Annotated in this window: 22 protein-coding genes; 12 read left to right on the top strand and 10 right to left on the bottom strand. The window is 61.3% G+C overall.

Translation table 11 applies throughout. The features are described from left to right. The first annotated feature begins 12 nt into the window (after positions 1-12). Positions 13-1,425 (top strand): cation:dicarboxylase symporter family transporter, encoded by a 1,413-nt coding sequence (locus H1204_RS33110; protein WP_180734729.1) that lies wholly within the window; start codon positions 13-15, stop codon positions 1,423-1,425. A 62-nt stretch (positions 1,426-1,487) separates the two neighbouring features. Here H1204_RS33110 and H1204_RS33105 read toward each other — a convergent pair whose 3' ends face one another. Then, positions 1,488-2,888 carry a mercuric reductase gene (locus H1204_RS33105; RefSeq protein WP_180734728.1) on the bottom strand — a complete coding sequence of 467 codons (1,401 nt, stop codon included), beginning with the start codon at positions 2,886-2,888 and terminating at the stop codon, positions 1,488-1,490. A gap of 133 nt (positions 2,889-3,021) precedes the next feature. Continuing rightward, positions 3,022-3,561, bottom strand: coding sequence for a carboxymuconolactone decarboxylase family protein (locus tag H1204_RS33100; protein WP_180734727.1), 540 nt, complete (start codon positions 3,559-3,561; stop codon positions 3,022-3,024). A 111-nt stretch (positions 3,562-3,672) separates the two neighbouring features. Between H1204_RS33100 and H1204_RS33095 the strand changes: the two genes are divergently transcribed. From H1204_RS33095 to H1204_RS33080, 4 genes are all read left to right on the top strand, one after another. After that, a complete protein-coding gene (locus tag H1204_RS33095; protein ID WP_180734726.1) occupies positions 3,673-4,638 on the top strand; it encodes a cupin domain-containing protein in 966 nt (321 codons plus the stop codon). Positions 4,639-4,761: 123 nt separating this feature from the next. Beyond that, a complete protein-coding gene (locus H1204_RS33090) occupies positions 4,762-5,820 on the top strand; it encodes a DMT family transporter (RefSeq protein ID WP_180734725.1) in 1,059 nt (352 codons plus the stop codon). A gap of 125 nt (positions 5,821-5,945) precedes the next feature. Next, positions 5,946-7,523 (top strand): response regulator, encoded by a 1,578-nt coding sequence (locus H1204_RS33085; RefSeq protein ID WP_243468945.1) that lies wholly within the window; start codon positions 5,946-5,948, stop codon positions 7,521-7,523. A 220-nt stretch (positions 7,524-7,743) separates the two neighbouring features. Further along, positions 7,744-8,874 carry a cytochrome d ubiquinol oxidase subunit II gene (locus tag H1204_RS33080; RefSeq protein ID WP_180734724.1) on the top strand — a complete coding sequence of 377 codons (1,131 nt, stop codon included), beginning with the start codon at positions 7,744-7,746 and terminating at the stop codon, positions 8,872-8,874. 38 nt (positions 8,875-8,912) lie between these two features. Here H1204_RS33080 and H1204_RS33075 read toward each other — a convergent pair whose 3' ends face one another. The 6 genes from H1204_RS33075 to H1204_RS33055 form a co-directional block, all read right to left on the bottom strand. Beyond that, a complete protein-coding gene (locus tag H1204_RS33075; RefSeq protein WP_180734723.1) occupies positions 8,913-9,359 on the bottom strand; it encodes a D-Ala-D-Ala carboxypeptidase family metallohydrolase in 447 nt (148 codons plus the stop codon). Between the two features lie 281 nt (positions 9,360-9,640). Next, positions 9,641-10,000 (bottom strand): hypothetical protein, encoded by a 360-nt coding sequence (locus H1204_RS33070; protein WP_180734722.1) that lies wholly within the window; start codon positions 9,998-10,000, stop codon positions 9,641-9,643. Between the two features lie 24 nt (positions 10,001-10,024). Then, positions 10,025-10,618, bottom strand: coding sequence for a hypothetical protein (locus H1204_RS33065; RefSeq protein WP_243468944.1), 594 nt, complete (start codon positions 10,616-10,618; stop codon positions 10,025-10,027). 479 nt (positions 10,619-11,097) lie between these two features. Beyond that, complete coding sequence (locus H1204_RS33060) at positions 11,098-12,921, bottom strand: CHAT domain-containing protein (RefSeq protein ID WP_243468943.1); 1,824 nt, start codon at positions 12,919-12,921, stop codon at positions 11,098-11,100. Continuing rightward, entirely contained in the window at positions 12,885-13,136 is a 252-nt protein-coding gene (locus H1204_RS51725) for a hypothetical protein (RefSeq protein WP_243468942.1), read from the bottom strand. The genes H1204_RS33060 and H1204_RS51725 overlap by 37 nt, the downstream gene beginning before the upstream one ends. After that, complete coding sequence (locus tag H1204_RS33055; protein ID WP_243468941.1) at positions 13,133-14,485, bottom strand: phosphoesterase; 1,353 nt, start codon at positions 14,483-14,485, stop codon at positions 13,133-13,135. Before H1204_RS33055 ends, H1204_RS51725 begins: the two co-directional genes overlap by 4 nt. Before the next feature lie 745 nt (positions 14,486-15,230). Here H1204_RS33055 and H1204_RS33050 point away from each other — a divergent pair. Next, positions 15,231-16,301: an SLATT domain-containing protein gene (locus H1204_RS33050; RefSeq protein WP_180734720.1), complete on the top strand. Its 1,071-nt coding sequence runs from the start codon at positions 15,231-15,233 to the stop codon at positions 16,299-16,301. Positions 16,302-16,312: 11 nt separating this feature from the next. Further along, the gene (locus H1204_RS33045; RefSeq protein WP_180734719.1) at positions 16,313-17,092 is read left to right on the top strand and encodes an N-acetylmuramidase domain-containing protein; all 780 of its coding nucleotides are present in this window, start codon (positions 16,313-16,315) and stop codon (positions 17,090-17,092) included. Between the two features lie 91 nt (positions 17,093-17,183). On the opposite strand, the gene H1204_RS33040 is transcribed toward H1204_RS33045, so the two are convergent. Continuing rightward, entirely contained in the window at positions 17,184-18,065 is an 882-nt protein-coding gene (locus tag H1204_RS33040; RefSeq protein WP_180734718.1) for an aldo/keto reductase family oxidoreductase, read from the bottom strand. 108 nt (positions 18,066-18,173) lie between these two features. Here H1204_RS33040 and H1204_RS33035 point away from each other — a divergent pair, with 108 nt between their 5' ends. Together H1204_RS33035 and H1204_RS33030 are read left to right on the top strand one after the other, a co-directional pair. Next, positions 18,174-19,091: a LysR family transcriptional regulator gene (locus tag H1204_RS33035; protein WP_180734717.1), complete on the top strand. Its 918-nt coding sequence runs from the start codon at positions 18,174-18,176 to the stop codon at positions 19,089-19,091. A gap of 81 nt (positions 19,092-19,172) precedes the next feature. Further along, entirely contained in the window at positions 19,173-20,873 is a 1,701-nt protein-coding gene (locus H1204_RS33030) for a dihydroxyacetone kinase family protein (protein WP_180734716.1), read from the top strand. 11 nt (positions 20,874-20,884) lie between these two features. Here the strand turns inward: H1204_RS33030 and H1204_RS33025 are convergent, their stop codons facing one another. Then, on the bottom strand, positions 20,885-21,889 hold the full coding sequence (locus H1204_RS33025) for an aliphatic sulfonate ABC transporter substrate-binding protein (RefSeq protein ID WP_180734715.1): 1,005 nt from the start codon (positions 21,887-21,889) through the stop codon (positions 20,885-20,887). A 267-nt stretch (positions 21,890-22,156) separates the two neighbouring features. Between H1204_RS33025 and H1204_RS33020 the strand changes: the two genes are divergently transcribed. From H1204_RS33020 to H1204_RS33010, 3 genes are read left to right on the top strand one after another with little or no spacing between them, the layout of a single operon-like run. Next, on the top strand, positions 22,157-23,152 hold the full coding sequence (locus tag H1204_RS33020) for an ABC transporter substrate-binding protein (RefSeq protein WP_180734714.1): 996 nt from the start codon (positions 22,157-22,159) through the stop codon (positions 23,150-23,152). A 25-nt stretch (positions 23,153-23,177) separates the two neighbouring features. Beyond that, positions 23,178-24,227 carry an ABC transporter permease subunit gene (locus H1204_RS33015; RefSeq protein ID WP_180734713.1) on the top strand — a complete coding sequence of 350 codons (1,050 nt, stop codon included), beginning with the start codon at positions 23,178-23,180 and terminating at the stop codon, positions 24,225-24,227. Next, positions 24,221-25,033, top strand: coding sequence for an ABC transporter ATP-binding protein (locus tag H1204_RS33010; RefSeq protein WP_180734712.1), 813 nt, complete (start codon positions 24,221-24,223; stop codon positions 25,031-25,033). Before H1204_RS33015 ends, H1204_RS33010 begins: the two co-directional genes overlap by 7 nt. The last annotated feature ends 40 nt before the right edge of the window (positions 25,034-25,073 follow it).

Here is a 25,073-nt window from a genome sequence, read left to right as displayed (position 1 = left end):
GGAGCACACACCATGACGAACGACAACGTATCGCGCGACGATTCAATTGCGCCGCCCGCCAGGCGGCCCTGGTACCGGAAACTGGGCATGCAGGTTCTGCTTTCGCTGGTGCTCGGCATTGCTGTCGGATTGATCTTTCCGAAGTTCGGCGCGCAGCTGAAGATTCTCGGCGACATCTTTCTCGCGCTCATCAAGGCCGGCGTCGCGCCGCTCGTGTTCCTCACGATCGTGCACGGCATCGCATCGGCAGGCGATGTGAAAAGCGCAGGGCGGGTGGGCTGGCGCTCCATCGTGTACTTCGAAGTCGTGTCGACAATTGCGCTCGCCATCGGCCTGCTGGCGGGCAACCTGCTACAGACGGGCAAGGGCATGACGGCCATCACGCCGGGCGCGATGCCTGTCACTGCCGCGAAGGCCGCGCCGCAAGGCTTCACGGAGTTCGTGATGCATCTCGTGCCGGACAACTTCATCGGCGCGTTTGCGAAGGGTGAACTGCTGCAGGTCGTCGTGCTGGCCGTGATGGTGGGCATCGGCATTCTCGCCATTCCCGAGAGCCGGCGCGTACGCATCAACGAAGGGCTCGACCTGATTTCGCAAGTGCTCTTCTCGTTCATCAATCTCGTGATGAAGCTCGCACCGCTGGGCACGTTCGGCGCGGTGGCGTTCGCGGTCGGCAGCAACGGCACGGCCGTGCTGGTCGCGCTCGCGCAACTCGTGCTGAGCTTCTATGCGGTGATCGCGCTGTTCATCGTCGTGGTGATGGGCCTCATTGCGAGACTCGCGGGCTTCAGCATGTGGCGCTTCCTGCGCTACATCAAGGACGAAATACTGATCGTGCTCGGCACGGCGTCGTCGGAAAGCGCATTGCCGCGGCTGCTGATCAAGCTCGAACGCCTCGGCTGCGCGAAGCAGACGGTCGGACTCGTTCTGCCGACAGGCTACGCGTTCAATCTGGATGGCACGTCGATCTTCATGTCGATGGGCGTCATGTTCATCGCGCATGCGTACAACGTTCCCATCACGTTCGAACATCAGGTCGGCATCCTGTTGCTGATGCTGCTGACGTCGAAAGGCGCTGCGACGGTGTCGGGCGGATCGTTCGTCGTGTTCGCGGCGACGGTCACGTCGACGGGCATCTTGCCCGTCGAAGGTCTTGCCGTGATCTTTGGCGTGTACCGGTTCATGTCGATGGCGATTGCCACCTGCAATACGATCGGCAACAGCCTGGCGACCGTGGTTGTCGCGCGGTGGTCGGGCACGTTCGACATGCAGCGAGCGCATCGTCATCTTTATCCCGAGCGCTATCCGGATACGGCACGCGAAGACGCGGGACTGGATGATGGCGATCTCCTTCCGGATGGTGCAGGCAACGGCGATAAACGGCCTTCTGCCGTTTCGTTCAAGCGGGCTGGTGTTTCGCACTAGGCGGTGTCTTGGGAATGTGGCGTGCGCCCGAAATCGCGCGCCACACTTGCACCCCAGAAGATCTACTCCGCTGCTCTTGCCGGCACGTTCGACAGAAGCGGCCCCAAACCTTCAGCGAACGTCAGATGCGAGATGACGGCGTCGCGGAGCTTCTGATACGGAAGCTCAGCGAGCATCGCGGTCTGCATCGAGGCCATTACTTCTCCCGCTTCCGGGCCGATCATCGTGAATCCCAGGATGCGGTCATCGTTGGCGCCGACGAGGACCTTCATGAACCCCTGCGTTTCATCCGTCGCTTCGGTTCGAAGCACATGGCTCATCGGCAGTGTTGCAACCCGAGTCGCGATGCCGTGACGAAGCGCATCGCTTTCATTCAACCCCACGCGTGCAAGCGGCGGATCGGTGAATAGCGTGTACGGAACCAACCGGTCGCTCGTCTTGCGATTGCCGCCGGCCATGTTGTCGCGCACGATCCTGAAGTCATCCACCGAAACGTGCGTGAATTGCGGACTACCCGCGACTTCGCCGATAGCCCACACGCCGGGCGCCGAAGCCTGCAGCCGCTCATTGACGCGAATGTATCCGCGACCGTCAAGCTCGATACCTGCCTGCTCCAGACCGATGTTGGCCGTGTTCGGGACCCGTCCTGCCGCGATGAGAATGTCGCTGCCGTCAATCGCCTGTTCCCCGGAAGCAGTGCGCAATACGACGCGAACATGCGTGCCAGAGCGGCCTTCCACATTGATTGCTTCGGCATTCAGCACGATATCGATTCCTTCCGCCTGCAGAATGCGAAGCATCTCTTCGCTAACGTCCGCGTCTTCACGTGCCATCAACCGGGCACCGCGCTCGATGATCGTCACGCGGCTGCCGAAGCGGCGATATGCCTGCGCCATCTCGATACCGATGTAACCGCCGCCGAGCACGATCAGATGCGCTGGCGCGTAGTCAAGTTCCAGCGCGCCAATATGAGTCAGCGGCTCGGCGGTTCGCAAGCCCGGCACATCGGGAATGGCAGCGTGCGTGCCGACATTGACGACCACCTGCTCGCCGCTGAGCGTGCGCGTACCGCCGTCGTTGAGTTGCACCTCGATCGTCTTCGGCCCGACGAAGCGGCCAAGGCCCATGATGAGTTCTGCGCCGCTCGACGCATACGCCTGCACATGAAACGCTGCTTCGCGTTCGATCATGCCGCGCTTGCGTTCGCGCACCTTCGCCATATCGACGGTGACTGGACCCGTCGTCGTGCCGAAGTCGGCGGCATGCCGCGCCAGATGCGCAACGCGCGCGCTCCAGATTTCATTCTTGCTGGGCAGGCAAGCGACGGCGGGGCATGAACCGCCTACCCACTGCCGCTCGACCACGGCGACGCGTTGTCCCGCTCGTCCCAGATGCCACGCCAGGAGCTTGCCGCCCTGGCCGCTGCCGAGAATCAACGTATCGAAATGTTCAACTTGAGACATGACATTCCCCAATTCATTTGCGAGTTAATGTGGCCGATGTGGCAGTGATCCGGCTTTCTGCCTGAGATGCATGAGAGCAACGACGTAGCGAGCGGCACGTCTCGCGCGACGTGCCCGCCCGGCTACGCACCTGTCACTTGACGGGCGGAAAATCGACGTCCGTGTCGTTGATGCGATTGAACGTATTGGTGAAAATGGTCATCGCGATTGCCAGCGAGATTTCGGCTAGCTGCGTGTCCGTGTAACCGGCGGCGCGAATGGCTGTCAGTTCGCTTTCGCTGATCGTGCCGCGCGTGGTCTGCAGGTTCAGCACGAAGTGGATGAGCGCATCGCGCCTCGCATCACCTGTCGCCTGGCCTGCGCGAATCTGACGAAGCGCTTCGGACGAGAGACCCGTCATCTTCCCCAGCATGACGTGCGCGGCCACACAGTAGTCACAGCCCGTCTGCTCGCTGACAAGCAGCTTGATCGTTTCCAGGTCCTGCTTGCTGAGACTGCTGGATGCCAGCGCGCCTTCGGCGTCCAACGCGCCGTTCAATGTCGCTGGCGCGAGATGACCCAGGGCCGCGAACAGGTTCGGTACGCTGCCGCCAGCGATTTTCCGGACCCGTGCGTAGACTTCGGCGGTGGCGCCCGTGGCGTTCGTAACAGCGGGGATAGCGATGCGACTCATGATTGACCTCATTCAGTGGTGGTTAGGAGCCTCCACTTTATGGTCGCAGGATGATCTTGTTGAGCCTCTGAATTCGCAATATCATGCTCAAAAGTATCAACCGAGGTAGCGATGTCACCCCCACTTGATTGGCTCAGCCGTCTGCTCGGCATGATGACGGTGCGCGGCCAGCTTGAACTTCGATGCTCCTATGGCGCACCGTGGCAGGTTGTCTACGGCGATTCGGAGGCCGGGGAAATGCCGTATCACATCGTGCTTGGCGGGTCGGCAATCCTGGAGACGCCGGGCACGGGCAAACCGCAGAATCTCGGTGCTGGCGACATCGTGATGTTGACGCACGGCTCCGCGCATATCCTTCACGATGGTGGCGGGGCGAAGCCGAAGCCTGCGCGTGAACGCGAAGCGTTGAACCTGATCATCAGCGAAAACAAAGGCACGGGTCAGCGCCTGGATATGCTCTGCGGACGGATCGTGCTGGCGCCGCCACATGACCGCTTTATTCGTGCGTACCTTCCGCCGCGCCTCGTGATCCGGACATCGGCGGCGGAGGGTTCCTCTCACGGCAACACGCTGACCCAGTTGCAAGCGCTTATGGCGCTGATGCGAGCGGAATCGGGCGCGGACAACCTGGGCGGCTATGCGATGCTCAATGCGCTATCGACGGCTCTGTTCGCGCTGGCGCTACGCATGTCCAGCGAGTCTGACGAAGCACCGACGGGGCTGCTGGCGCTCGCCGGGCATCCGCGTCTGGCGCCTGCGCTTGCGGTCATATTCAACGAGCCGGCCTATCCGTGGACCCTGGCTGAGTTGTCGGGGCTCTGTAGCATGTCGCGCGCGACCTTGCTTCGCAACTTCCATGAGAAGGTGGGACGCTCGCCCAATGAGCTGTTAGCGGATGTCCGGATGGCGCTGGCCGCCAACGCGTTGAAAAAGCCAGGCGTTTCCACCGAAGTCGTCGCCGAGGAGGTTGGTTACCAATCGGTGGCCGCGTTCAGGCGCGCCTTCACGCAACACCTGGGTATGACGCCAGCCGAGTGGCGCCGTTCGGAACTGGAGAAGCACAAGGGCGGTGCATGAGTTGAAGCGGGTTTGGGATGATCCCGCGTGACGGTGCAAAAGGCGTTGGGACGATTGCGCAACGGGCGGTGCGCTACACTGGTTATTCAGGCACTCGTTGCGCACTTGTACAGTTCCCATCTCATGAATTCCCGATCCAGCGCGATCTTCACCGCGCTTGCCGCCGCAGCGCTCTTTGGCGCCGCGACGCCGCTCGCCAAGGCCCTGCTCGGGTCAATGTCTCCATTCCTGGTTGCCGGCCTGTTCTACCTCGGCAGCGGCATTGGGCTTGGTATCGGCATCATCGCCCGGCGACTGCGCACGTCCACCAAGGAAGGTAACAGTCACGGGATCAGCCGGACCGAACTGCCATGGCTGCTCGGCGCCATTGTTGCCGGCGGCGTCGCTGGCCCCGCGCTGCTGATGCTCGGGCTGTCGAGCACACCAGCGGCGACCAGTTCGCTGCTGCTGAATCTCGAGGGCGTGCTGACGGCCGTGATCGCATGGGTTGTATTTCGCGAGAACGTCGACGTCCAGGTATTCCTTGGCATGGTGGCTATCGTCGCCGGTGGCGTGATGCTGTCGTGGCAACCGGCCGAGGCAGGCATTCCCGGTGGCGCGCTGTTGATCGTCGCAGCGTGTCTGTGCTGGGCAATCGACAACAACCTCACGCGCAAGGTTTCGACCAACGATGCGATGGTGATCGCGTGTCTGAAGGGGCTGATTGCAGGGCCGGTGAATCTCGCGATTGCGTTCGCGACGGGCGCCTCGCTCCCTGCTGCAGGTATGGTCGGCGCCGCGATGACAACGGGACTTGCCGGCTATGGTGTAAGCCTCGCGCTGTTCGTGATTGCGCTACGTCACCTTGGGACGGCACGCACTGGCGCATATTTTTCCGTCGCGCCGCTGTTCGGTGTGGCGCTCTCGCTCCTCATCTGGCCCGAACTGCCGCATCTGTCCTTCTGGATGGCCGCGGCCTTAATGGCGCTGGGTATCTGGCTGCACGTCCGCGAGCGGCACGAACATCAGCACACGCACGAGTGGCTGGAGCATACGCATCGGCATCGTCATGATGAACATCACCAGCACGAGCACGACTTTGCGTATGCCGGTGATGAGCCGCACACGCATCCCCACGTGCATCTGCCCATTACGCATTCACACGCGCATTTCCCGGATGTTCACCATCGACATTCGCACTAGTGCGAAGAAGCTCGCGAAACGACGCTGCGCCTCGGTAAATCAGCGCGGAAACCCACGATGCTGACGATAACGCACTGATCTGGCTCGCTGTCGTGCTACCCTTGGCCGGAGCCTGACCGGTTCTCGTGACACTGGCCCACCCCGGCAACGACTGGCAATGGTGCATGCACAATCTACCGGAAACAGACCCGCCGCTCGCCGGCTGGTCGGAACTGATCCTGAACGTCGACGACAACGATGCCGCGCGGCTTGCCAAAACGCGCGTGCTGCGTCGTGCGGGCCTGGACGTGCTCGAGGCATCGACCGGTGAGCAGGCGCTAGCGTTCGTTACATCGCACAAACCTGCTGTCGTCCTGCTCGACGTGCGGCTGCCGGACAGCGATGGCGTGCACGTGTGCAAGCGAATCAAACAGAATCCCTCGACGCGGTCGGTACTGGTCCTTCAAACCTCCGCGGTCCTGTTGACCGCTTCGGACCGGATTCGCGCGCTGGATAGCGGCGCCGACAGCTATCTGACAGAGCCCGTCGAAGCCCCCGAGCTTGTCGCCAATGTCCGTGCGCTACTACGCCTGTGGCGCGCCGAGCGCGCACTTCACGAGGCGAACCGGCGCAAGTCCCAGTTCCTCGCGACGCTCGCGCACGAATTGCGTAACCCGCTCGCCCCGATCCGCAACGCGCTGGAACTGATGGACCCGAGATTCCAGACGAGCCCTGCCGCAGCGCGCGCAGCATGGCAAACGGTAGGTCGACAGGTAGAACACCTGTCGCGCCTCGTCGATGACCTGCTCGATGTTTCGCGTCTGGCGCACGGAAGGCTCACACTCGATCGCACATCGGTCAATGTGGGTCTGGCCATCGCCGCGGCAGTCGAGGCCAACCGGCCCGATATCGAGGCAAGGCGGCAACAGGTTTCGATACATCTGGAGAATGAGGGGTGCGCCGTTTTCGGTGACGACGCTCGGGTCGTCCAGATGCTCGACAACCTCGTGTCCAATGCGACGAAGTACGCGCCGGACGAAAGCGAGATTGAAATCGATGTCGGGCAGTCGCAAGGCATGGTGTCGATCAGGGTGCGTAATCAGGGCGTCGGCGTTCTGCCGGAAGAACAGGAAGCGATCTTCGAGCCATTCATCCAGTTGCAACGAAGCGTTGCTGCGGCGCAGGGCGGTCTCGGGATAGGTCTGTCTTTGGTCCGTGCGCTTGCTGTGCTGCACGGCGGAACGGTGACGGTCCGGTCGAAGGGAGCGGGGACGGGTGCTGATTTTGTGCTGCGTCTGCCCGAATTCATAGGATCGACATCGCTCGCTTCGTCACAGGCAGAGGGCGCGTTGGTGAACGACAGCCGTACCCGAAGCATCCTGATAGTGGACGACAAGCTCGATAACGCCACGTCGCTTGCCGCGTTGCTCAAATCGCACGGGCATCGGGTGCATATCGCCGGCTCCGGTAATGCGGCGCTGATCCTTAATGGGCAGATTACGCTCGATGTCGCGATCATCGACATCGGCATCCCGCCTCCAGACGGTTATCAGATTGCACGGACCATCCGGGCACACCCTATCAGCGGAAGTGCCGTGCTCATTGCCGTTTCAGAATCCGGGCAAGCTCACGACGGACGTGACTGGCGGGCGGCCGGCTTCGACCATCATCTCGTCAAACCGGTTGCGCTTTCCGACATATTGCGGCTTGTCGATGGAGCCTGAGTGGGGCGAAGCGTCACGCGTGCCCGTTCCGGGGGCGGCCGCTATCATCCGCGCAGGATCGACGCTCAACCTCATTTAATGTCCGCGCGGACTGATGTGCTCAGTCCTGAGATGATGCCCGGCTATTTCTAAACCGGACCAGTCAACTTGATGGAAACCGGATCAATACCCGGTCCGCACGGTCGCGACAATGGAGCTTCGGAAACTACAACCGGACTCCATGATGGATATCGCGACTTGCTGGGCAGTAATCATTGCCTTCGGCGTCGGAATGTATATCGTACTCGGCGGATTTGATCTCGGTATCGGGATTCTTCTTCCGTTTATTTCATCCGAAAGCGAACGTGAGCGTCTATTCAGCACTCGTTCGCCAGTATGGCGCGGTAACGAGGCATGGATGGTTTTCGGCGGCGTGTCGCTTTATGCTGCGTTTCCAACGGTCTGTTCAGTTTTGCTTTCCGCGCTCTATTTTCCGTTGATCACGATGGCACTTTGCCTGATCTTCCGGGGTGTGGCTCTTCAGATACGGGACAAGCTGGGAAGTTCTCGTCAGTTGTGGAATGGTGTCTTCATGTGCGGATCGGCAGGCGCGGCCTTTTTTCAGGGCGTCATGCTCGGCGAATGTCTGGCGGGGATGCGCGTAGCAAACGGACAGTTCGTCGGAAATGGATTCGATTGGCTCACGCCTTTTTGCCTGTTCACGGGTCTTGCGTTGCTGATAACGTATGCGCTGCTTGGCTGCTGCTGGTTGATTGCGAAGACGGACGGAGAACTGCAGCACAGGCTCTACAGAATTGTTTTGCCGTTGACGGCACTTCAGCTTCTTACGATTATCGGGTTACTCACCGGCCTTGTGTCACTGGTGATGTACGGTCTTCTTGGCTACTGTTGGCTGATCTCAAGGAGCAAAGGAGAGTTGCAGCGCAAGCTCTATACAGTTGTTCTGCCGTTGGCGGCACTCCAACTGCTTATGATCGTCGGCCTCAGTATGAAAATGGAGACGAATGCTCCGACGCTTGTGGCTCCATGGTTTGACTGGAGCGTCCTGCGCTGGCTGCTTCCTGTACCGCTGCTGCTCGCAGCTGCCTCATGCGGTATGCAACGTGCCGTCGCTGCGCTTCGCGGTGCCGCGCCTTTTGTCGTCGCAGTACCGGTTTTGTTACTCGGCTATATTGGCTTGCTGATCGACATATGGCCTTTCTCTATCTTCGCCGGAGCGAGTGTTTGGCATGCAGCCGCTCCGCGATCGAATGAGGTTTTCAAGCTCGGCAGTGCCGCGATGATTATTCTGATCTTGTTGTCCTACACTTTACCTGGTTATCGGTTGCTCGGACGCGAGAGAGACATTTGAGAACTTTAGAATCGCGAGTCCAGCCGCTACCTGACGGGCTACGCGAACCCCGCTGTATAGGTCGTCGGGCCGCCGCCGAAATGCGCCGTCAGCAATTGCCGGCGATTGGGCGCGCCGCTCTTCGGCAAACCGAGGTGAACCCAGGTATGTTCGAATATCAGTTGATCGAACACGATCGTGGAGGTCTGCAATAGCCGGCAAATGTCGATCGGGGTGCCGTATTGCGGTGCGATGAAATCCACTGCGAGACCATAGATGTGCGCGCTGTCGACGGCGCCCTTGACGGCCTTGTTCAATTGCGGCGACCGATAGCCCGACGAAACGATAATCGGTTTTCCGAGCAGCGCACGCACTTTTTCCAGTACCTGCGCAGTGTTCTGAAGATTGACGATGATGTCGGGACCGGGGTCGTTCGAGATGTTTTCTCGCGACGCGGTCTGACTCGCCACGAACTCTTCCAATGTGAAATGTGGGCTTAGGTCCATGATGTCTGCCTCGCTAACATCAGAAGTAAAAGCGTGCCTGACAGCAGGCCGAAAGTCGGTACACGCGTCAAGATCTTCAAGCCAGGATATTCCGCGCGGCCACGTCCGCGCAAAAGCGCTCGCCAATCTGCTCGTGAGGAGGTCTGGTGAATTTCGTTTAGCCAGTCCGAACTGCCGATTCGTGGATCGGCGTCGGCCGGCGTCAGTATTCCGAGCGTCCGGATCACATGGAAATTCTGCGTTCACTCTTGCACGGAAGACGGAAGACGGCATACGAACGCTCACCCGGCCGCGCGTGGTACGGCCAGCGTCACGCCCGCCAGATTGCCGATAGAGTCATAAATCGCATTCACGACCGCGTTGTAGATCTTTTCGATTTCAACTTCGACGATCTGTACAAAGGTATTCACGAAACCCTTCGCCATCTGATCGAGTCCATCCAGATAGAAGATCTGCTCGGCGGCCGTGAAGGCATTGGCCTCGATCATGCCCGCCACCAGTGCGGACTGCTGCGCGAGGGCTTGCAACTGCGCCTGTGAAAACCCGGCGATCATCGTGACGTCACTACCCGTGACTGTTTTGACGGTCGACGAAATGCTCTGTACGAACATGTCGGCTGCTTGCGTGAGATCCAGTGCCATGGCCACTCCTTGAACGTGGGGATTTCAACGTTGCAAGAAGTTCTCGTAAAAGAGAGCTTCTGAAACGAAGTACTGTGTATAGCCCTTGTTCGCAGCGACTTCTCCATTATTCAATCCGTGTGCGCAGTCGGTATCCCTGAGCAAGGTTATGGCCCGCGATACCTGTTGTAGCGCCATCGCGCTGGCAGGGACGTACTGCCGGGTGTCGGCCTGAGCCATCGTGGCGGGCATCGTGAGAGTGGGTACGCGCTTGACCTTGCGTGCGTCGGCGCATTCAGCGGCTGCGAGGCTCAGCGCCTCGTCGCGCCCTGTGGGTGGCGTAGGGTTCGATGCGAGCCATTGTCCGAGTGCCTGCTCGACTTTGTCGCGGATCGCGCTGTCGGGGACCGGTCGGCTTTGCGACTCCAATGCAAGTGCATCGACGGCTCCGATGATCCGGTTGTATTCATCGACGCGTTGCGGGAAGGTCGTTTTGTCGACCCCCATCCCGGTGGTCGCGTAGAGTTGCATGATGTCATTGTTGGCCGAGCGGATCCCGTTGACGAGTGCCGGGTCATAGGCCGGCGCCAACTGGATCGTGCAAGCCGTGATGGCCAGGATCGCCGCAAGCGCGATCAAAGTCGTCCAGCGCCATAGCTGAGTCCCACGGAATAAGAAAGACATCGGTTGCCCCCTCGACAAACGGGTAAGTGGACCGCGTGTTCACATTAAAGCTGACGTCGTGTTCGGCGCATCTCCACGCGAGAGGACGGTATGTTGGCCGATCATTGGACAGGGCGCTCTCGCGAAACGTAGAGGCGGTCCGTGTGCGGATAGGCTTGTTCATAAGAGATGGAGTGCCTAATGAACTCTCGAACTCTCATCGGAATCACGATCGCTTATCGATAAATGGATGACCTGAAATTTCCTTTGCTTTCGTTAAAGCGTCAGAAATTTCAGGTTAGGAGCTATATCGGGGTTTTACGAGTGAAGGGTGCCTGTCAACTGCGAAGTTGTGTGCGGTAAAGAACATTCATCAAACGACTAACGATGTGCCAGAAGATCTTCCCATATCGGAAGAGATCCGGTTGAGCGATGCGTTGCCCGGCTACGCGAAGTCAATAGTCCCAATCCGGTTCGTCACAGGCGGGCAGCACCGTCAGTAATTCCCTCGCCAGCGCGTCCATGTTGAATGCACCTGCGACCATCGGCACGAACCAGTCGAGATAGCGCACAATCTGGCGCCTCGTCGAGAAGACTTCGAACGACGTCGAGCCGGCCAGCGAGACCAGTTTGCGCGCCGCTTCAAGCGCCTTGTTGGTGAGGGGATCTCCGCAATAAGCGGGTGGCAGGCCATCGATGTACTTCGCGATCAGATACAGCTCCGTCAGATTTCCATAGGCCCACGCGCGATCACTCCGCTCCCCATGGTCTGCATCGTTGAGCGATTGCACGTGAGCGCTCAACCAGATCGACGTCATATCCTGCTCGGGCTGACCAAGTGGCCTTGGCAGGCGGCCAAGGTATTGCAGCAGGAGTGTCAGCGAAAGAAATTGAACCAGTTGTGAAGGGCTCTTGCGCTGCTTCAGATAGCTTGACCAATAGTAGTTTCTCGACGTTTCGAGCTTGCTGATCAGTTGCATGCCATCTTTCGAAGTGGGATCGAATTTGCCTTGTTGTGTCGAGTGGTAGATCATCTGCGCTTCGCGCTTTTCGGTGCTCGCCAGTAGTTCCAGGATGCGCGCCTCCTGTTGCGGATGCTCGCCCATCGCCATCGTCAGGCGGGCCTTTGCCTCGGCAACCTGCTGTTGCGCTCTGGCCAGCGTGTCGCGATTCGCGTGGTTTTCGACGCTGGAAGCAGCCGGCGGAAGTTGCGATTCCGAGCTCAGAAAAGCGCTCATCGCACGGTCGGCCATGCTCAGCGCAATCGAGATGCAGTTCATCGACTGCTGGATGCGTGCGTCCACTAGCTGTGCGTCGAAATTAGGCGGTAACGATGCATATGTGACGATACTCGCCCAGTCGTGCTTGTCCTTGAAGTACGAATGCAACCGTCTGCGCATGCCCACAACCAGCTTGCGCGGGTCTTCTCCCCACAGCAGTCCCTCGTACATGTCCTTCACGAACACCACCGAGCCGCCGAACGACAGCGGATACTGGCTCGCGATCACGAGCGGGACGCCGCCCTCGTGCAGCGCGTGGGCGATGCTTGCGCCAACACCCGCCACCGAACCGACGTTGCCGGCGTTACAACTCGCGAGCGTCACGACGGCAGGCCGTGTGAACCGGCCCGGCTGGTTGTGACGCGGTGTGCGCAAGATGGTCGCCAGACGGTCGCCGGAAATCGCTTCCACGCCGTCAGGATCTCGGTCGGAATGAAACGCGAGACCGAAGCGGCTGTCATACGGCGTGTTCGTTTGAACGCCGTGCGCGAGAATGTGCACATGCGTATAGTCGTTTTTCGAGCAGGCATCTTCCAGGCTCTCGGCAGATGCGTTCGGCAATACCGAAAGCCGGTCACCAATGATCTTCAGGCGCTTTTCGTCGTCGTAGTCATCGGAGAGCGCGAGCCATGGCGTCAGCGCCTCGCGCAACGCCAGCAGATGAGCTTCGGCAGGCACCGTTTCCATCTCGGGCGGCGATGCGAAGGCGAACAGAATGCGTGGCTTGCGCGGCCAGCGAACATATTCCTGAGCAACCCGCCGTGTTTCGCGTGTAATGCAGATAGGCTGCTGGGTTTGCAGCGAAAGCGCTTGCCCTTCGCCGGGGAAGCCGTTGGGAGCGGTCGCCAGTTCGAAGGGAAGCAGGGCGAGTTCCGACGCGGAAATGATCAATCGCAGGTGCGTGACCTGCTCGGCCGTGTCGCCATCGCTTGTGGCTGTTCTTTGCCGGTTGAGATCGGCGGTCAGGCCGGGAATCTCTCCAAGCAACTGGCCCAGCACCCGTGCGGTATCCCCATCTGGAATTCACGCGCTTCGGTCCCGAGTTGATAGCTCAATGCGCGCAGCCGATAGAGCATCTGGTTGTGTTCGAACGGCACGTGCAACGTGACGGCGCTATGGTTTTCGCACAGCGCGATGTATTCGGTAAGGGGCGACAGCAATTGGTTATGAGGCGGCCCGTGACGCAGCAATTCGAGTGTTATTTTGCGCATCATCGAATCTCCATGCAGCTTGCCGGCAGGTCCGCGTCGAGTTCTGTTTTGTCGTCGATGGTTTTGACGTGGCGAAGCTCCGCTTTGACACTGTCCACGGCATCTCGCCATACAACCACGACTGTGCAGGACTTGATGACCAGATCGTGTGCGGCGTCGAGATCAGCCATGGTGCCGCGCTTGAGCGCCGCGAAGACTTGCGCGAACTGTTGCGCGTCGGCACGCACTTCGGGCTTGATGCGAATCAGGCGCGCCCATGTGCCGCTGTTGAAATAGTAGCCGCGTCCATTTCTGCGGCGCATCGCGCGTTCGAGATGGGTATGACCGGCTATGACGACGTCGATGTCCGGTGACACTTCGGCATCGAGCTGCACTGCGGTGTCGTCGCGATCGCCAATGTCGAAGCTGCGGTCGCGGTCGAGGTTTTCGAGCGCCTCGCGCAAGACCTCGCTGGTCGAGTCCTTCCGGGACCATTTGATCAGCGCGCCGAACGCATCGAGCTGGAGGGCCTCGACGCCGGCAACGAGGTCGGTGGCGGTGACGCCGCGGCGCGCCCGGTCATCGGCCATCAGCAACAGTTCGTGTGCCTGAAGCGCGGCCTGCTGCGACCTTGCGGCTGCGGTGACGGGCGGACGTGCGGCGTCGATCGTGGACGGCGCGGCGCCGTCTTCCGCCTCGGTTGCGCCCAGCATTCCGTCGGGTTTGCGCACGCCAGCCCATACGCGCGTCAGCGCGACGGCCGCCAGTTTTTTCGCCCGGTCGAGTTCGCTGACCAGTTGCGGTGCGCATGCCGCAAGCGTCGGCGCCACAGCCGCCTGTTCCGGCTTCAGCAGATCGACGAAGGGGTACTCGCGCTTCACCGGATTCATCACGTCGATCACCATCTTGCTGCCTGCATTCGGAATCCACGGCTCGACCGCCCGGCCAATCTGTACGTCGCGTGCTATCTCGCGGATTCTTTCGAAATTCGCGGGATTCCAGCGATCGACCTCGTTGCCATGCAAACAGAGAACCGAGCGTCCACCGACGCTGCACAGCACGCCGCTGCCGTCGAAAACCAGATACAGGCGCGAGTGGGCGCCGGGCGCCGCCGACTGACCGCCCGTCAGAATTTGCACGAGGCGCTCGCGCACCCAAGGCAACGCCAGTTCGAGATCATGATTGCCGAGATTGACGATCAGCCGCCGCCGCTCCTTGCCGAGAAAATACGGAAACGCCTCGAAGACGGCACGAAAAGTGTCGTCCTTGAGGGCGATGCGTTCGAGCTTGTGGATGGCGCCGTGCGGGTCGAAATAGGTCGCGTCTTCTTCGGCGAGAAAATCGACGAAATCTCCATTGATGACGAGCGCCACTTCATCGCCGGGATCCTGATCGGCAAGCAGCCGGATGAGCCCCGCCAGCTCATTGCTCGAACCGAAAATCTGGAATCCTGGCGGCCCCCAAGATGGAGGTCTGAAATGACGTAGAGCCTGTCGACGTGGTGGATCGGCTGCACGGCAGTCTTCTCCATGATCAGAGCGCGGTTGCAGAGGCAAGCAGATTTCGCAGAGCGCGGCCGGGCGGCATTTGCGGCACGCCAGATGTAACGTAGACGATCAGGAATAGTCGTATTCGAATGATCGCGCTGACATACATCGCTCGCGTGCTCTCATAACATAGTTGAGGCAAGGTTATTTTGCAGATCTTTCGCACAAGAAAATCAGGCATCGCGACTACGGTGAAATCAATTCACCTGCTCGATGTACTTATGGAATTTTTTAAAAGAATAATTTTGTCTGCCTGACGTGTGCCGCTTTTAGAAATGCGTCAGGCGTCTCGTCTTGCATATAGGCGGCACCGTGCGTTACCGCACATAACGAGGTAAGAAGAATGTCCTAGGCTAGCTCACTGACGAACGTCCAAACAGGCGTGTTCGCGTTTGCGGTTTCATCGTGAAAGGTGTTGGGCGGTCTGGTAAAGAACTCCGCAATGAATAAAAGTGCGTATTTCAGGGTTCTTAGCCGGCATGTGTTGCCTTCCTAAAGAAGACCCCATAAAAATAGATCAAAAAGAAATCGCGCCATCAGGGAACAGGGTCGATCAGTTCATTGCGAGAGCATGATGGATATTCCGAATGAAGCACATGGTGGCGCATATCGGCAGTTTCCCACCCGTCCGGATCAATACCGTGGCGACGCGTGGGACGGAACATTGAGTGAGTTGTTCTCGACGGCCGTCACGCATGCGACCGACCGTATCGACTGGTACGACGCGAAAGCCTCCGAGCGCGCGGCGGTAGCCAAACGAATCCGTTTCACATCACTGCTGCTGTTCGCACTCGGAACGCTTGCGCCCATACTGCTCACCTTTCTGATCAGGATCGCCGCCGTCGGCAAGACACCGAACGCACCGTCGAGCTGGCTCGACATGGTCGCGACGTGGCCGCTTGCGGAAATCGGCTATGTGCTGCTGGCGATAGCGGGCGCGCTGGTGGTCTTCGATCAGTTCTTCGACGCGTCCGGTTCGTGGATTCGCTTTCGTCAATCACAGGCAAGGCTCGAAGTTCTGCTGGCGGATTTTCGCTTCAGCTGGGCTCAAGCGATGGCTCAGGCACAAGGAGCCGTGGTCGGCAAAGACCCACTACCGCCTTTTACGTCGATGTTGCGGGATTTCGTCATCAAGGTGGAATGGCTGGCGGAGGACGAAACCAAGCAATGGGCAAAGCGGTTCAGCCAGATGATCGATACGTTCGATCGCAACCCGAATCTCAAGGTGTCGCTAGGCGGTTCGCCGGGAGACCAGCCGGGCGCGGGTGCAGAACCGAATCCGAATGCGGGTGACGCCAGCGCCTTTGCGGGCGCAAGCGGTGTTGGCAAAAGCGCGGCCCCGGCTGCGCAGGGCGCCGCGTCCGCATCCGCACCCACAACTGCGGACGAGCCCGTGTCGATCGTCAATGCGCGCCTTGCGATCGACGGCATTGAGACGCTGGACGCCAGCTCGCTGCGCCTCGTGGTGGACGACGCGCAGGTCGACGTGCCCGACGATGGATTCGTCGAATTGCAGCTAGAGCCCGGAAGGGATCATGCCATCGTCGCTAGCGGACAGCGCGGCGGGCAAGCGGTGCAAGCCGAACTGCAAGAGAACCTGACGATCGAAGACGACAACAAGCCGCTGACCATCAAGCTATGACGGAGCACGATATGAACAGCGCGTTTGTGGGAAAAGCATCGCCGCTGACGCAGAGTGGCTTCGACAACGTGCTCAGTAAGCTGGGCGTCGATGCTGCTTCGCTATGGGCACTCGTCACGGTGGAAACCAAAGGTTTTGGATTTCTCGCTGACCGGCGCCCGAAGATTCTCTTCGAACGACACGTCTTTCATAACCGCACGGGCGGGCGCTTCAGTGCGTCGCACCCCGACATCAGCTCCAGTACGCCGGGCGGCTACAGCGGTGGAGCAGCCGAGTACGACCGTCTTGCGCGCGCCATGCAACTCGACCGGAGAGCCGCGCTCGAAAGCGCGTCCTGGGGCTTGCCGCAAATCATGGGATTCAACGCATCGAAGCTGGGCTACGCTAACGCCGAGGCGATGGTCCAGGCCTTCGTCGCCGGCGAAGACGCCCAGCTTGACGGAGCGCGACGCTTCATCATGAGCAACGAGTCGTTGGCGTCGGCGCTCAAGCAAAAGGCATGGGCACGTGTCGCCTTCTTTTACAACGGCAAGGACTACAAGAAAAACGCCTACGACGACAAGCTGCTGCATTATCAGCAACTCTATTCGATGAAGGGAACGCCTAGCATCGAAATACGGACCGCGCAGGCCTGTTTGACGTATCTCGGGTTCGATACCCGCGGTGTCGATGGTGTGATTGGCGACGGCACATGCACAGCCGCCATTGCCTTTCAGCGTGCCAAAGGGCTAAACGTTTCGGCTGAACTGGACCAGCCGACCCTTGCCGCGCTGAAAGCCGCTATGCCTTGATTCAGGTCGATAAAAAGTACTCGTAAAAGAGACCGCGTTGCAGGCCGCGCGCGAATCCACGAAACCCGCAACGTTCACAGTCCCGCTGCGCTTAGTGGCTGCCGCTCGCACGTCCAATCGCATCCAGTTCGGCGAGCACGGCATCGCTAAGGCGCAACTGCGCGGCCTGCAAGTTTTCGCGCAGATGCGCGACCGATGAAGTGCCGGGGATCAACAGAATATTCGGCGACCGATGCAAGAGCCACGCGAGCGCGACCTGCATCGGCGTCGCGTTCAACGTATGCGCGAGGTCCGACAACGCTGACGATTGAATCGGCGTAAAGCCGCCGAGCGGAAAGAACGGTACATACGCAATGCCTTGCGCGGCCAGTTGATCGACGAGCGCATCGTCTTCGCGCTGCACGAGGTTGTAGTGATTCTGCACGCAGACGATCGGCACGATGCGCTGCGCTTCAGCAATCTGCGTGGCCGTCACGTTGCTCAGGCCGATGTGCCTCACGAGCCCTTCGCGCTGCAATTGCGCGAGTGCGACGACCTGCTCCTCGATCGATCCTTCCGCCGGGCTGTGGATGTTTCCCATGACGCGAATATTGACGATATCGAGCGCGTCGAGGCCGAGGTTGCGAAGATTGTCGTGCACGCCGCGCCGCAGGTCTTCCGGCTCTCGCGCGGAAAGCCATGAACCGTTGTCGCCGCGAACGGCACCCAGCTTGGTGACGATAGTCAGGTCATCAGGATACGGATGCAGTGCCTCGCGAATGATCTGGTTGGTAATGTGCGGACCATAGAAGTCGCTGGTGTCGATGTGATTGACGCCGGAAGCGATGGCCTCGCGCAAGACAGCGACGCACGCGTCGTGGTCTTTCGGCGGCCCGAATACGCCGGGGCCAGCCAGTTGCATCGCGCCGTAGCCCATGCGGCGAACGGGACGGCCAGCTAGCGGGAAGGTGTCGGTGGCATGGATGTTCGGCATTGCGCGCTCCTTGGTAGTCGATGAGCCACAGTGTGCTCGGATTGCGCTGTTGAATAAACCCATCTAAAGTGTACGGGCTGTTGAAAATCTTGAACAATAGCCCTCTCTATGGAACTGAACGACCTTGCCGCCTTCGTGTCGGTGGCGCGCGCGGGCGGCTTCCGCGACGCGGCGCGCATGAGCGGCGTTTCTGCATCGAGCCTGAGCATCGCCGTACGGCGCCTCGAAACGAAGCTCGGCCTGCGGCTGCTCAACCGCACCACGCGCAGCGTCGCGCCGACGGAAGCAGGGCAGCGGCTGATCGAAAAGCTCACGCCGCTTTTCAGTGAAATGGAAGCGGCGCTCGACGTTCTCAACGTGTTCCGCGACAAGCCAAGCGGCACGCTCAAGCTCAACGTGCCGTCTAGCGCCGCGCGCATCGTGCTGCCTTCCGTCATCGCGCCATTTCTGAAAACGTATCCTGACATTCGCGTCGAGGTCGTGGTCGAAGATGGCTTTGCCGATGTGCTGTCAATTGGTTGCGACGCGGGCATTCGCTACGAAGAGCGGCTCGAGCAGGACATGATCGCGATTCCCATCGGCCCGCGCGTGCAGCGTTTCGCGACGGCGGCGACGCCCGAGTACCTCGATGCAAACGGCAGGCCCGAGCATCCGCGCGACCTGCTCGATCATGCGTGCCTGCGCGGCCAGTTTGCCGGCGGCGCGATGCCGACCTGGGATTTCGAGCGCGACGGCGAAATCGTGCGGCTCGATCCATCGGGGCCGCTCGTGGTCAGGCCGGGTGCGGCCATCGAGCTTGCCGTCAGCGCCGCGCTGGCGGGCGTCGGCGTGATCCACCTGTTCGAAGGCATGCTGCGGCAGCATCTGGACAGCGGCGCGCTGGAGCCGATTCTCGAACCGTGGTGGCAGCCGTTCTCCGGGCCGTTTCTCTACTATCCGGGGCGGCGTCACCTGCCTGCGCCGTTGCGCGCCTTTGTCGATTTCCTCAAGGCGCAGGGTTCGGCGGATGCGTCGACTGCGCGCTGAAGCTAAAGTGTCCCCTTCGGGCTTTTCGTGGCCCACCCGCTTATCCGTCACCCGAATTCGAATTCATCGAGGCTCGCCGCCATGAAGAAGCTGCTGAACGATCCGTCGCGTGTCGTGCGCGAGATGCTCGAAGGTCTTGCTATGCTCGCGCCAGACACCGCGTTGCTGCGTGACGCGAATGTCGTCGTGCGGCGGGATCTGCCTGAGCCGCATCTGCGGCGCGTCGCAATCATATCGGGCGGCGGCAGCGGACATGAGCCGGCGCACGCGGGCTATGTCGGCGAGGGCATGCTGGCAGCGGCCGTGTGCGGCGAGGTGTTCACGTCGCCGTCGACGGATGCCGTACTTGCCGCGATTCGCGCGTCGGCGGGACCGAATGGAGCGCTGCTGGTCGTCAAGAACTACACGGGCGACCGTCTGAACTTCGGCCTTGCCGCCGAACTGGCGCGCGCCGAAGGGATTCCCGTTGAAGTCGTCGTGGTGGCCGACGACGTGTCGCTGCGCAACACCGTCGAGCGCGGGCGGCGGCGCGGCATTGCGGGAACCGTGTTCGTGCACAAGATCGCCGGCGCGGCGGCTGCGGCGGGGAAGACGCTCGCGGAAGTGGCGGCGATGGCGCGCAGCGCGGCCGATGCGATCGGCACCATGGGCGTCGCGCTCGACGGCTGCACGCTGCCCGCGACGCAGCAGTCGAGCTTCAGTCTCGCGGACGACGAGATCGAACTGGGCCTTGGCATCCACGGCGAGAAAGGTGTGCAACGCACGAAGCCGATGCCTGCCGATCAACTGACGGAAACGCTGCTCACCGCGATCACCGACGATCTGCAACTGGCGAGCGGCGAGCGCGTTGCGCTGCTCGTCAATGGTCTGGGCGCAACGACGCCGATGGAACTGGCCGTCGTCGCGCGCGCGGCGATCAATGGACTTAAGCAGCGCGGACTGCGTATCGAGCGCGCATGGTGCGGCACGCTGTTGTCCGCGCTGAACATGCCGGGCTGTTCGATCTCGGTGATGCACGTGGACGACGAACGCCTTGCGCTACTCGACGCGCCGACGAAGGTCGCGACGTGGCCGGGCGCGGGACGCGTGAATGTCGATGGCGCCACGGGCATCGCGTTAGGCGCAGAGGACCATACTGGTCCATCGCCGACTGAAGCTGCCGTTGAACGCACGCCGTTGCAGCTTGCATTCGACGCCGCTGCGCGCGCATTGATCGATGAAGAAGCGCGCCTGACCGAACTGGATTCGAAAGCGGGCGACGGCGACCTCGGGTCGAGCATGAAGCGCGCGGGCGAAGCCGTGCTGGCGATTCCCGCCACAGCATGGCCATCGGCAGCCGATGCGCTCGCCGATCTCGCCGTCACGCTGCGGCGCGCGATTGCGGGCAGTTCGGGGCCGTTCTACGCGACGGCGTTACTGCGCGCATCGCGCCGGCTCGGCGAGAGCAATGCGCCCGCAGCGTCCGATTGGGCGGCTGCGTTCGATCTGGCAGTAAAAGCGATCTCCGAGCTAGGCGGCGCGCAACCCGGCGAGCGCACGATGCTCGATGCGCTGCGGCCCGCCGCGGATGCGTTCACGGAAGCTATAGGTCGCGGCGAGCCGCTTGCCGCTGCATGGACTGCAACCGTCGATGCAGCGGAGAAGGGTGCAGCAGCGACGGCTTCGATGATGCCGCGCGTCGGCCGTGCGAGCTATCTCGGCGAGCGTGCTGTGGGCGAACCCGACGGCGGCGCGGTGGCCGTGGCGTACTGGCTGCGCGCGTTGACGCCGTTCGTGCGCTAACCGTTCATGCGCTAGCTGCCGATGGCTTTCGCCCGCTTCGCCGCGAAGTCCCACAACTGCGCCTGATTCGTCTCGACGCGCGCGGGCAACAGCCCGTTCTTGTAGAACGCATCGGCAATGATCTGCTGTTCGCTGTAATTCTGCGCGACAACGGCCCGCACCAGATAACTGCGCCGCGCATTCGCGCGTTCGATCGTGCTCGCGTCGAGGCCCCATATCGGCGCGAGTGTTTTCGCTGCGTCATCGGGATGCGCGCGCAACCATTCGCCCGCTTCCTTCAGTTGATCGAACACGACCTGAACCACTTCGGGATGCGCATCGGCGAACGTGCTCGACGCGAGGTAGTAGCGCTGATACGAAGCAAGCCCATCGCCATTCGCAAGAATGCGGACATCGGCGTTTTTGTCGACGGATGCGACATACGGGTCCCACGTAATCCATGCATCGACGCTGCCGCGCTCGAATGCCGCGCGGCCATCGGCGGGCGTGAGATAGCTGATCTTGACGTCGCTCGCCGTGATACCTGCTTTGTTCAATGCCGCCAGAAACAGATAATGGCTGCCCGCCGCTTTCGTCACCGCGATGCGCTTGCCCTTGAGATCGGCGAGGGCGTGCAGCGGACTATCTTTCTTGACGATGATCGCCTGTGCGCCGGGGGAAGGCGCTTCCTGAGCGACATATACGAAGCGCGCATGCGCGGCCTGCGCGAAGATCGGCACGGTGTCGGCGACGTCAGCGCTGAAATCGACGGCGTCGACATTGAGCGCCTCCGTCAACGGCAGACCGCTCGTGAACTCGTTCCACGAAACGCGGACATTGAGCGGCGCGAGTGCTTTTTCGAGCGAGCCGCGTGCCTTGAGCAGCGTAATGAGCGTCGATGATTTCTGATAGCCGATGCGCAACGAAACAGGTGCGCCATTAGCGTTGGACGCTTGCGCGAAGCTCTGCGTCGATGTGAGCGCAAACAGGGAAACCAGTGCGATGCGGGCGAAGGCCCGACGTGTCATAGACGCCATACGTGTATTCCGTTTTCTATGTTGAATTGGGCGAAGCAATGGATCGATTCGCCATCGTAGCAACGGAACCGACGCTTCCTAAGCGAATGTTTCAGCTATTGATTGCACGCTCATAGATAAGCGTAGACGTGATGTTCATCACGCTCCACACATCATTCAAAAGATGCAAAACATAAATATTGCCGAGAGATAAACATATATAAATAGAATAATTCTCACGGTGGTCCTTCGTCGCTACGCTTGCGTGCATATCGACTGTGAGGGCCTATGAGCGCTTCTGTTCCAACGTCTTTTTCTGCGCGGCGGCGCATGCTTCGCGCACTCGCTGCGGCGCCTGCCGTCGCTGCGTTTTCCGCATCGATCGCGCGTGACGCGCAAGCAACTGAGGCAGCATCGACCACGATCGTGCTCGGCGATCAGGCGGGCGGCACACGTGCGCTCGCCGAAGCCGCGAAGGTACTCGACGGCACGCCGTACGCGTTTCGCTGGGCCAACTTCCAGGGCGCAGCGCCGCTTTTCGAAGCGCAACGCGCAGGCGCCGTCGATCTCGCGCCCGCGGGCGATTTGCCCGTGCTCGCCGCTGCCGTCGGCGATCCGACCTTGAAGATCGTCGCGACGCGCGTCGGCTCCGGCGCGCAGCTCGGCATTCTCGTCGCACAGGATTCGAAGATCCGCACGGTCGCGGATCTGAAGGGCCGCACGGTGTTCATTTCGTCGGCGCGCGGCAGCATTTCGCAGTTCCAGCTATACGGCGCGCTCGCCGAAGCGGGGTTGTCGAAGGACGATGTCCCCGTGCGCTTCATTTTGCCCGTCGATGCCTTCGCGGCATTCGCGTCCGGTTCGATCGAAGTGTGGGCGACGTTCGATCCGTACTACGGCATCGCGGTGCAACGCGGCGCGCGCGTCTTGCGCGACGGTACAGGTATCAATAGCGGCCTGGGCTTCATCACGGCCTCGGGCCCAGCGCTAGCAGACACGCGCAAGCGCGCGGCCATCGCGGATGTACTGCTTCGTTATCAGCGCGCCGGTGACTGGGCGGTCGCGAATGCCGACGCCTACGCGCAAATCTACGCAACGCTCACGCGCTCGCCGCTCGACGCCGCAAAGCAGATCACGAAGCGCGCGTCGCTCAAACAGCACTTCGTCTCCGACGCCGATATCGCGGCGCTGCAAAAGGTGGCCGACGCCGCGTATCGCGATGCGATCCTGCCGCGCCGCATCGACGTGCGCTCGATTTCGGATACGACCATCGGCAACGCGTAGCCGCATTTTCAAGGAGCGTATCGACATGTCCTCACACACTCAGGCAATCGATCTTGGGGGCCTGGACGCAGGCAACGCCGCCGCGCCGCGCGACCTTAGCGGGCAGATCGTCGCCGCGCTGGCGGTTCTCGCGTGGCTCGGCGGCGCGGCCGTCACACAATGGTGGCCCGCGGCCGACGACTGGCCGTACACGCGCGAACTGCTGATTCTGAAGCTCGCGCTGGCGGCGTTGTCGGCGGTAATCGGCGCGTGTGCGTGGCTGACGAATGGGTCCGTCAAGCCGCACGCGGATACGAGGCGCGCCGCCCGTATCGACACATGGATTGCGGCGTCGCCGTGGCTGCTGGCGCTTGCCATCGGTATCACCACTTGGGAACTCGTCACGGCGCAACTCGAATGGTTGCCGCGCCCGTTCTTCGCGCCGCCTCAGGCGTTGATTGCCGTGTATTTCGACGATTTTCCGAGGCTTGCGTCGAGCGTCGGGCATTCGTTCGTGTTACTCGCTTATGGCTATGCGCTCGGGGCACTGACGGGCTTCACGATAGGTGTGAGCATCGGCTGGTCGCGTGCCGTGGGTTACTGGCTGCACCCTGTGCTGCGTCTGATCGGCCCGTTGCCCGCCACCGCGTGGTTGCCGCTCGCGTTCTTCTTCTTTCCATCGAGCTTCAGCGCAAGTGTCTTTCTGATTGCGCTCGCCACCGCGTTTCCCGTTGCGGTGCTCACGTGGTCCGGCGTCGCGGGCGTGAACTCCGCTTACTACGACGTCGCGCGCACGCTCGGCGCACGCGCTTCGTTCCTGATTCTGCGCGTGGCGATTCCCGCCGCGCTGCCGTCGGTGTTCGTCGGCTTGTTCATGGGGTTGGGCGCATCGTTTTCCGTGCTGATCGTCGCCGAGATGATGGGCGTGAAGGCGGGGCTTGGCTGGTATCTGCAATGGGCGCAAGGCTGGGCCGCGTACTCGAACATGTATGCCGCGCTGCTCGTGATGGCGCTGATGTGCTCCGGTCTGATCACACTGCTGTTCAAGGTGCGCGACCGTCTGTTGGCCTGGCAAAAGGGATTGCTCAAATGGTAGCGGCTACTCAAGCGTCGCACGCGCACACGGATGCGCGGCAGGGCGCGCGCATCGACGTGCGCAACGTCAGTCATCGCTTTGCATTGCGCGGCGAAGCGCTCGCGGTGCTCGACGACATCAGCCTCACAGTCGAGCCGGGCGAATTCGTCGCGCTGCTCGGGCCGAGCGGCTGCGGCAAGTCCACATTGCTGCGTCTCGTCGCAGGCCTCGATACGCCCGCACATGGCGCGCTGCATGCGAACGGCGAGCGGATCGTCGGGCCGGACCCGTCGCGCGTCGTCGTGTTTCAGGACCCGACGTTGTTTCCATGGCGCACGGTGCGCGACAACGTCGGGCTTGGCCCCGAAGCGCAGCGAACGGGACGCGATCGCGTGTCGCGTGACAGTGCTGCGAAGCGCGTTGACGCTGCGCTCGAACTGGTTGGCCTGGAAAAGTTCGCCGATGCGTTTCCGCATCAGCTTTCAGGCGGCATGGCGCAGCGCGCAGCGCTGGCGCGCGCGCTCGTCAACGATCCGCAACTGCTCGTGCTCGACGAACCGTTCGGCAAGCTCGATTCGCTGACGCGCATCCGCATGCAGGGCGAACTCGTGCGCTTATGGCAAGCCGCGCGCTTCTCGGTGCTGCTCGTCACGCACGACGTCGAAGAGGCCTTGTATGTGGCGAACCGAGTGATCGTGCTGAGCGAACGGCCTGCGCGCATCGTCGCGGAAGTGCGCAACGACGCGCCGTATCCGCGTCATCGCGACGACCCGAAACTCGTCGCGCTGCGCCGCGAGGTGTTGGCGCAACTCGGTCTCGTCGCATGACGCTGCACATAACCACACTATGCATTGGGAAAACAACGAC

Origin of the sequence: Paraburkholderia sp. PGU19 (assembly GCF_013426915.1) — a bacterium.
GTDB lineage: Bacteria > Pseudomonadota > Gammaproteobacteria > Burkholderiales > Burkholderiaceae > Paraburkholderia.
The sequence above is the reverse complement of the archived record's forward strand: the minus strand, read 5'-3'. Positions and strand labels throughout refer to the sequence as shown.